The 6,965-nt window shown below is 77.0% G+C and carries 5 protein-coding genes; all 5 read left to right on the top strand.

The window, feature by feature from the left end; genetic code table 11:
• The first annotated feature begins 295 nt into the window (after positions 1 to 295).
• Entirely contained in the window at positions 296 to 1,528 is a 1,233-nt protein-coding gene (locus tag VER05_RS12995) for a benzoate/H(+) symporter BenE family transporter (RefSeq protein WP_324845762.1), read from the top strand.
• A gap of 502 nt (positions 1,529 to 2,030) precedes the next feature.
• Positions 2,031 to 3,029: an ABC transporter ATP-binding protein gene (locus VER05_RS12990; RefSeq protein WP_324845761.1), complete on the top strand. Its 999-nt coding sequence runs from the start codon at positions 2,031 to 2,033 to the stop codon at positions 3,027 to 3,029.
• Positions 3,030 to 3,070: 41 nt separating this feature from the next.
• Positions 3,071 to 4,147 carry an aliphatic sulfonate ABC transporter substrate-binding protein gene (locus VER05_RS12985; protein ID WP_324845760.1) on the top strand — a complete coding sequence of 359 codons (1,077 nt, stop codon included), beginning with the start codon at positions 3,071 to 3,073 and terminating at the stop codon, positions 4,145 to 4,147.
• A gap of 3 nt (positions 4,148 to 4,150) precedes the next feature.
• Positions 4,151 to 5,029 (top strand): ABC transporter permease, encoded by an 879-nt coding sequence (locus VER05_RS12980; protein WP_324845759.1) that lies wholly within the window; start codon positions 4,151 to 4,153, stop codon positions 5,027 to 5,029.
• A partial coding sequence (gene acs, locus VER05_RS12975) for an acetate--CoA ligase (protein ID WP_324845758.1) occupies positions 5,026 to 6,965 on the top strand: 1,940 nt, incomplete at its 3' end. The genes VER05_RS12980 and acs, both read left to right, overlap by 4 nt.

The following is a 6,965-nucleotide window of genomic DNA, read 5'->3' as shown; positions in this document are numbered from 1 at the left end:
CGGACGACGTGCGGGCGCAGGCAGCGGCGTGGCGGGGCACCGCGGTGACGACGCTGCTGGTCCAGGCCGCCCCCGCGCACCTGGAGCAGATCGCCGGGCTGCTGGGCTGACCGCGGGGGCGTCGGCACGGCCGGCCCGGCGGCACGGGCCGGCTCCCCCGCGGTGAGGTCGTCACATCCGCGCGAGGTCGTCACGCGTGAGTGACGACCTCGCCGCGATGTGACGACCTCACGGCCCGCCCGAGGGCGCGGACGCCGCAACGCGGCCGACACACCCCGGCGCTACCGTGCGGCGCGTGACCCGGCCCGATGACGCCCCCGCCGACGCGCTCTCCCCGACGGCCACCGACCCCGCGCCGACCGACCCCGCGGCCCGCGACGGCGGCACGCACCTCGCCGCGGGCGTCGTCACCGCGCTCGTCGGCTTCACCAGCGCGTTCGCCGTCGTGCTCGGCGGGCTGCGCGCGGTCGGCGCCACCCCCGCCCAGGCGGCGTCCGGGCTGCTCGCGGTCACGCTCGCGATGGGCGCCGCGACGGTCCTGCTCGCGTGGCGCACCCGGCTGCCGATCACCGTCGCGTGGTCCACGCCCGGCGCCGCGCTGCTGGCCACGACCGGGACGGCGGCGGGCGGTTGGCCGGAGGCGGTCGCCGGGTTCGTGCTGTGCGGCGTGCTGCTCGCGGCGGTCGGGCTGTGGCGGCGGCTCGAGCGCTGGGTGCGGCTGATCCCGGTGCCGCTCGCGAACGCGATGCTCGCGGGCGTCCTGGTCGACCTGTGCCTGCAGCCGGTGCTCGCGGTCGCCGAGCGGCCGCTGCTGGTCGGGCCGGTGGTGGTCGTGTGGCTCGTGCTGCTGCGGCTGGCGCCGCGCTGGGCCACCCCCGCGGCGATCGGGCTCGCGGTGGCGATCGCGGTCGCCTCGCCGGGCGTGCGCGCCCTCGACCCGTCCGACCTGCTGCCGTCGCTGACCTGGACCACCCCGCAGCCGTCCTGGTCGGCGGTGGTCTCGGTGGCGGTGCCGCTGTTCGTCGTGACGATGGCGTCGCAGAACATCCCGGGCGTGGCGGTGCTGGCCGGGTTCGGGTACGCCGCTCCCCTGCGCCGGGTCATGCTCGTGACCGGCGCCGGGACGGTGCTCGCCGCCCCGTTCGGCGGGCACGCGATCAACCTCGCGGCGATCAGCGCGGCGCTCGCCGCCGGCCCCGAGGGCGGCCCGGACCCGCGGCGGCGGTGGCGGGCCGCGGTCGTGGCGGGGTGCGGGTACGTGGTGCTGGCGGTGGCGTCGGCGGCCGTCGCCGCGGTGGCACTGGCGGCGCGGGCCGGGCTGATCGCCGCGGCGGCCGGCCTGGCGCTGGTGGGGACGCTCGCCGCGTCGCTCGGCGCCGCGTTCGGCCCGGCCGGGCACCGCGAGGCGGCGGCGGTGACGTTCCTGGTGACGGTCTCGGGCGTGAGCGTGGGCGGGGTCTCGGCGGCGTTCTGGGGCCTGCTCGCGGGCATCGCGGTCCACCTGACCCTGCGCGCCGCCCGCCGCTGACCCGACGCCGCTCCGGGTTCCGCCGAGTGGGCAGCAGATGTCCCTTCCGCGAGGCCGGAGGGGACATCTGCTGCCCACTCGGCGCGGGGTGGACGCGGGGCCGGCGCGGGGCCGGCGCGGGGTGGAGCGCGGCGAGACGAGGTTGTCCCGCCGCACGTCGGGCGCTACTGTCGGCGGTGATCCCGAGACGTGAACATTTGCGTCTCAACAGGCGAGACAGCGTGAAGGAGGCGGCCCGTGGCCCGGTCGATGCAGCGCACGACCCAGCGCCCGGGCCGGCCGATGCCCGCGTCGCCGCGCTGCTGTCGCCGCTCGGCGAGCTGTCCGCGCACCTCCCGCGCCGCCTGACCCGCGTCCCCGACGCCCACCGGCCGCGCCCGGCAGCACCCCGGCAGCACCCGCCCGCCGGCGGCCCGTCCGACCCGCGCTCCGCCGCAGGTCCGCGACCGAGCCCCGCCGCCCCGCGCCGCGCCCCCGCGGCCCCGACGACCCGGGAACCCCCATGAGCCCCGCCCCCCGCACCGCCGGCCCGGCCGCCGCCGACCCCGGCGCGACCACGTCCGCCCGACCGGCCGCCCCCGGCGCGGCCCCGGCCGACGCCCCACCGGCCCTCGCCGACGCCCCCGGCACGGCCCCCGCCGACGCCGGCTCGACCGCCTCCGGCACCCGCCCCGCCGACGACGCGGCCGGCGCCGCGCGCCCCGTCGCGCTCCGCGGCGTCGCCCGCACCTTCGCCACCCCCGCCGGCCCGCGCCCCGTGCTCGCCGGCCTCGACCTGTCGATCGCCGCCGGCGAGATCGTCGCCGTCATCGGCCCGTCCGGCTGCGGCAAGTCGACGCTGCTCCGCCAGGTCGCCGGACTCGACACCCCCGACGCGGGCTCGATCCTGATCGGCGACGCGCCGGTCGCGCCGTACGACCCGCGCACCGCCGTCGCGTTCCAGGAGCCGCGGCTGCTGCCGTGGCGCACGCTGGCGCACAACGTCGCGCTCGGCGTCCCCCGCGGCACGCCGCGCGCCGGGTCCCGCGACCAGGTCGCCCGGCTGCTGGACCTGGTCGGGCTCGCGGGCTCGGCGGGGCTGCGTCCGCGACAGGTGTCCGGCGGCATGGCGCAGCGCGCGTCGCTGGCCCGGGCGCTGGCCCGCCGCCCGGGGGTGCTGCTGCTCGACGAGCCGTTCGGCGCGCTCGACGCCCTGACCCGGCTGCGGATGCAGGACCTGCTGCTGGAGGTGCACGCCAGCCGCCCGACGACGGTGCTGCTGGTGACGCACGACGTCGAGGAGGCGCTGTACCTGGCCGACCGCGTCGTCCTGCTCGGCGCGCTCGGCGGCCCGGGCGCGCCCGGCGACGCCTCCGTCCGCTCCGTCATCACCGTCCCGGGCGACCGCCCCCGCGACCGCGCCGACGCCCGGCTGGCCGAGCTGCGCGCCGAGCTGCTGGACGGGCTGGGCGTGCCCTCGCACCACCCGGCGCACGACCCGGACGCGCACCACTCGATCTGACCCGCACCACCCCACGACCCCGACACCCCCTGGAGCCCGCCATGACCGCCCTGACCACCGCCCTCCGTCGCCGAGCGCGCGGCCCGATCGCCCTCGGCGCCGCCGCCGTCGCCGCGACCCTGCTGCTCGCCGGCTGCGTGGCCGGCGAGGGCGAGGCCGCCCAGGCGGACGCCCCGGAGGACGGCGCGACCGCCGCCGACGGCTGGAGCGCCGACACCCTGACGGTCGACTTCGCCACCTACAACCCGCTGAGCCTGGTCATCAAGGACCAGGGCTGGCTGGAGGAGACGCTCGGCGACGACGTCGACGTCGAGTGGGTGCAGTCGGCCGGGTCGAACAAGGCCAACGAGGCGCTGCGCGCCGGCGCGGTCGACGTCGGCTCCACCGCGGGGTCGGCGGCGCTGCTCGCCCGGTCCAACGGCTCGCCGATCCGGACCATCGACATCTACGGGCAGCCCGAGTGGGCCGCGCTGGTCGTGCCGGCGGGCTCGGACATCACCGACGTCGCCGACCTGGCCGGCCGCTCGGTCGCCGCGACGAAGGGCACCGACCCGTACTTCTTCCTGCTGCAGGCGCTCGACGAGGCGGGCGTCGACCCGGCCGACGTCGAGGTGCAGAACCTGCAGCACGCCGACGGCAAGGCGGCGCTGGAGAACGGCTCGGTCGACGCGTGGTCCGGCCTGGACCCGCTGATGGCCGCGAGCGAGGCCGAGGCCGGCTCGACGCTGCTGTACCGGAACGTCGACTTCAACACCTACGGGTTCCTCAACGCCACCCAGGACTTCCTCGACGCGAGCCCCGACCTGGCGCAGGTCGTCGTCGACGCGTACGAGAAGGCGCGCGCGTGGGCGCAGGAGAACCCCGACGAGGTCGTCAGCATCCTCGCCGAGGTGGCCGGCATCGACCCGGCGGTCGCCGAGACCGTCATCACCGAGCGCACCACGCTCGACATCGACCCGGTCCCCGGCCAGGCGCAGCGCGACGTGCTCGAGGTGGTCGGCCCGATCTTCGTCGAGTCCGGCGACGTGGCGAGCCAGGACCTGGTCGACACCGCCCTGGACGAGCTCTTCGACCCCCAGTTCGCGGAGAACGCCGACCCGACCACGATCGCCGGCTGACCCATGTCCCCCGTTCCCGCGACGATCACCGGGTCCGCGGCACCGGTGACCGACGGCCGCGGCCGCGCGCTGCCCGGGCTGAACCCGTTCGGCCTCGGGCTGCCCGCCCGGCCCGGTGCCGGGCCGCTCGCGCGGCGGCCCGTGCGGATCGCGCTCGGCCTGCTCGTCCCCGCGGTCCTGCTCGTCACGTGGCAGGTCGTCACGACGTCGGGCCTGGTCGCGCCGTACCAGCTGCCGAGCCCGGCGTCCGTGTGGACGGCCGCCGTCGACCTCGCGGAGCGGGGGCTGCTCGGCCAGTACGTCGCCATCTCGACCCAGCGGGTCCTGCTCGGGTTCCTGGTCGGCGCGGCCCTCGGCCTGGCGGCCGGGTCGGTGGTCGGCCTGTCCCGGCTGGCGGGCGCGCTGCTCGAGCCGACCCTCGGCGCGGTCCGGGCGGTGCCGTCGCTGGCGTGGGTCCCGCTGCTGATCCTGTGGATGGGGATCGGGGAGGACTCCAAGCTGACCCTCATCGCGATCGGGGCGTTCTTCCCCGTGTACACGACCGTCGTCGCCGCGCTGCGGCACGTCGACGCGCACCTGGTCGAGGCCGGGCGCGCGTACGGGCTGCGCGGGGCGCGGCTGCTGGGCGCCGTGCAGCTGCCCGCCGCCGTGCCCTCCGTGGTGGCGGGCCTGCGGCTCGCGCTCGCGCAGTCCTGGCTGTTCCTGGTGGCCGCGGAGCTCATCGCGTCGTCGATGGGCCTGGGCTTCCTCCTGATGGACAGCGGGCAGAACGGCCGCGTCGACCGGGCGATCCTCGCGATCCTCCTGCTGGCGCTGCTGGGCAAGACGACCGACGCGCTGATCGGCCTGGCCGAGAAGTCGCTGCTGAGAAGGTGGGCATGACGAGCACGACGGGCGCGACCATCGCCGCGCTGCAGACCGAGACCCGCGCGTACCCGGCCCCGGCCGGCGACTGGAACGTGGGCCCGGCGGAGGCGGAGCGGCTGCGGGCGCGCGCCGACGCCGACCACGTGGGCTTCTGGGAGGACGCCGCGCGGCGCCTCGAGTGGGCCGAGCCCTGGCACACCGCGCACACCTGGTCCCCCGCGGTCGAGGGTCCGGACGGCGAGCTGACCGTCCCCGAGGCGCAGTGGTTCGTCGGCGGGAAGCTGAACGCCGCGGTGAACTGCGTCGACCGGCACGTGGCCGCCGGCCGCGGCGACAAGGTCGCGATCCACGCCGAGGGCGAGCGCGGCGACCGCCGGTCGATCACCTACGCCGACCTGCAGCGCGAGGTGTCCCGGGCGGCCAACGCCCTGACCGACCTCGGCATCGGCCCCGGCGACCGGGTCGTCGTCTACCTGCCGGTGATCGCCGAGACGATCGTCGTGACGCTGGCCATCGCGCGGATCGGCGCGGTGCACTCGCTGGTGTTCGGCGGGTTCTCCGCGGAGGCCGTGCGGTTCCGGGTGCAGGACACCGGCGCGAAGCTGCTCGTCACCAGCGACGGCCAGTTCCGCCGCGGCCAGGCCGTCGAGGTGAAGTCCGCCGCCGACGCCGCGGTCGACGGCCTGGACCACGTCGAGCACGTGCTGGTGGTCCGGCGCACCGGGCAGGACGTCGCCTGGACCGAGGGGCGCGACGTCTGGTGGCACGACGTCGTGGACACCGCGTCGGACGTGCACGAGGCGCAGGCCTTCGACGCCGAGCACCCGCTGTTCATCATCTACACGTCCGGCACCACCGGGAAGCCGAAGGGCCTGGTGCACACCACCGGCGGCTACCTCACGCACGCGTCCTGGACGCACTGGGCGATGTTCGACGCGAAGCCCGACGACGTCCACTGGTGCACCGCCGACCTCGCCTGGGTCACCGCCCACACCTACGAGATCTACGGGCCGCTCAGCAACGGGCTGACCCAGGTGATCTACGAGGGCACGCCGGACACCCCGCACCGCGAGCGGCACCTCGAGGTCATCGAGCGGTACGGCGTCACGGTCTACTACACGGCGCCGACGCTGATCCGGACGTTCATGACCTGGTTCCCGGACGGCCTGCCGGACGGGTACGACCTGTCGACGATCCGGCTGCTGGGCACCGTCGGCGAGGCGATCAACCCCGAGGCGTGGGTGTGGTTCCGCTCGCAGTTCGGGGCGGACCGCGCACCCGTCGTCGACACCTGGTGGCAGTCCGAGACGGGCGCTGCCGTCATCGCCCCGCTGCCCGGCGTCACCACGCTCAAGCCCGGCTCGGCCACCCGCGCGCTGCCCGGCTTCTCGGCCAAGGTCGTCGACGACGCGGGCGCCGAGGTGCCCCGCGGCTCCGGCGGCTACCTGGTCCTGGACCGGACCTGGCCCGGGATGGCGCGGACCGTCTGGGGCGACCCGGCGCGGTTCCGCGACTCCTACTGGCGGCCGTTCGCCGCGCACGGCTACTTCCTGGCCGGCGACGGGGCGTCCTGGGACGCCGACGGCGACGTGTGGCTGCTCGGCCGGGTGGACGACGTCGTGAACGTCGCGGGCCACCGGCTGTCGACCATCGAGATCGAGTCGGCGCTCGTCGCGCACCCGGCGGTCGGGGAGGCCGGCGTCGCGGGCGTGACGGACGCCGTGGGCGGGCAGGCCGTCGCCGCGTTCGTGGTGCCGGCCGTCGCGCCCGGGCCGGTCGAGGACCTGGCCGCCTGGCGGGCCGCCGCCGCGGCGCTGCGCGAGGACCTGCGCGCGCAGGTGCAGCGCGAGATCGGCCCGGTCGCCAAGCCGAAGCACGTCGTCCTCGTCCCCGAGGTGCCCAAGACCCGGTCCGGCAAGATCATGCGGCGGCTGCTGGCCGAGCTGCACGA

The organism is Cellulomonas sp., assembly GCF_035634735.1.
Lineage (GTDB): Bacteria > Actinomycetota > Actinomycetes > Actinomycetales > Cellulomonadaceae > Cellulomonas.
This window is presented reverse-complemented; position numbering and strand designations above follow the sequence as displayed.

Excerpts from the sequence above, each read along its gene's own strand:
- VER05_RS12985 (WP_324845760.1), top strand. The coding sequence starts at position 3,071 with ATGACCGCCCTGACCACCGCCCTCCGTCGCCGAGCGCGCGGCCCGATC.
- VER05_RS12990 (WP_324845761.1), top strand. The coding sequence starts at position 2,031 with ATGAGCCCCGCCCCCCGCACCGCCGGCCCGGCCGCCGCCGACCCCGGC.
- VER05_RS12980 (WP_324845759.1), top strand. The coding sequence starts at position 4,151 with ATGTCCCCCGTTCCCGCGACGATCACCGGGTCCGCGGCACCGGTGACC.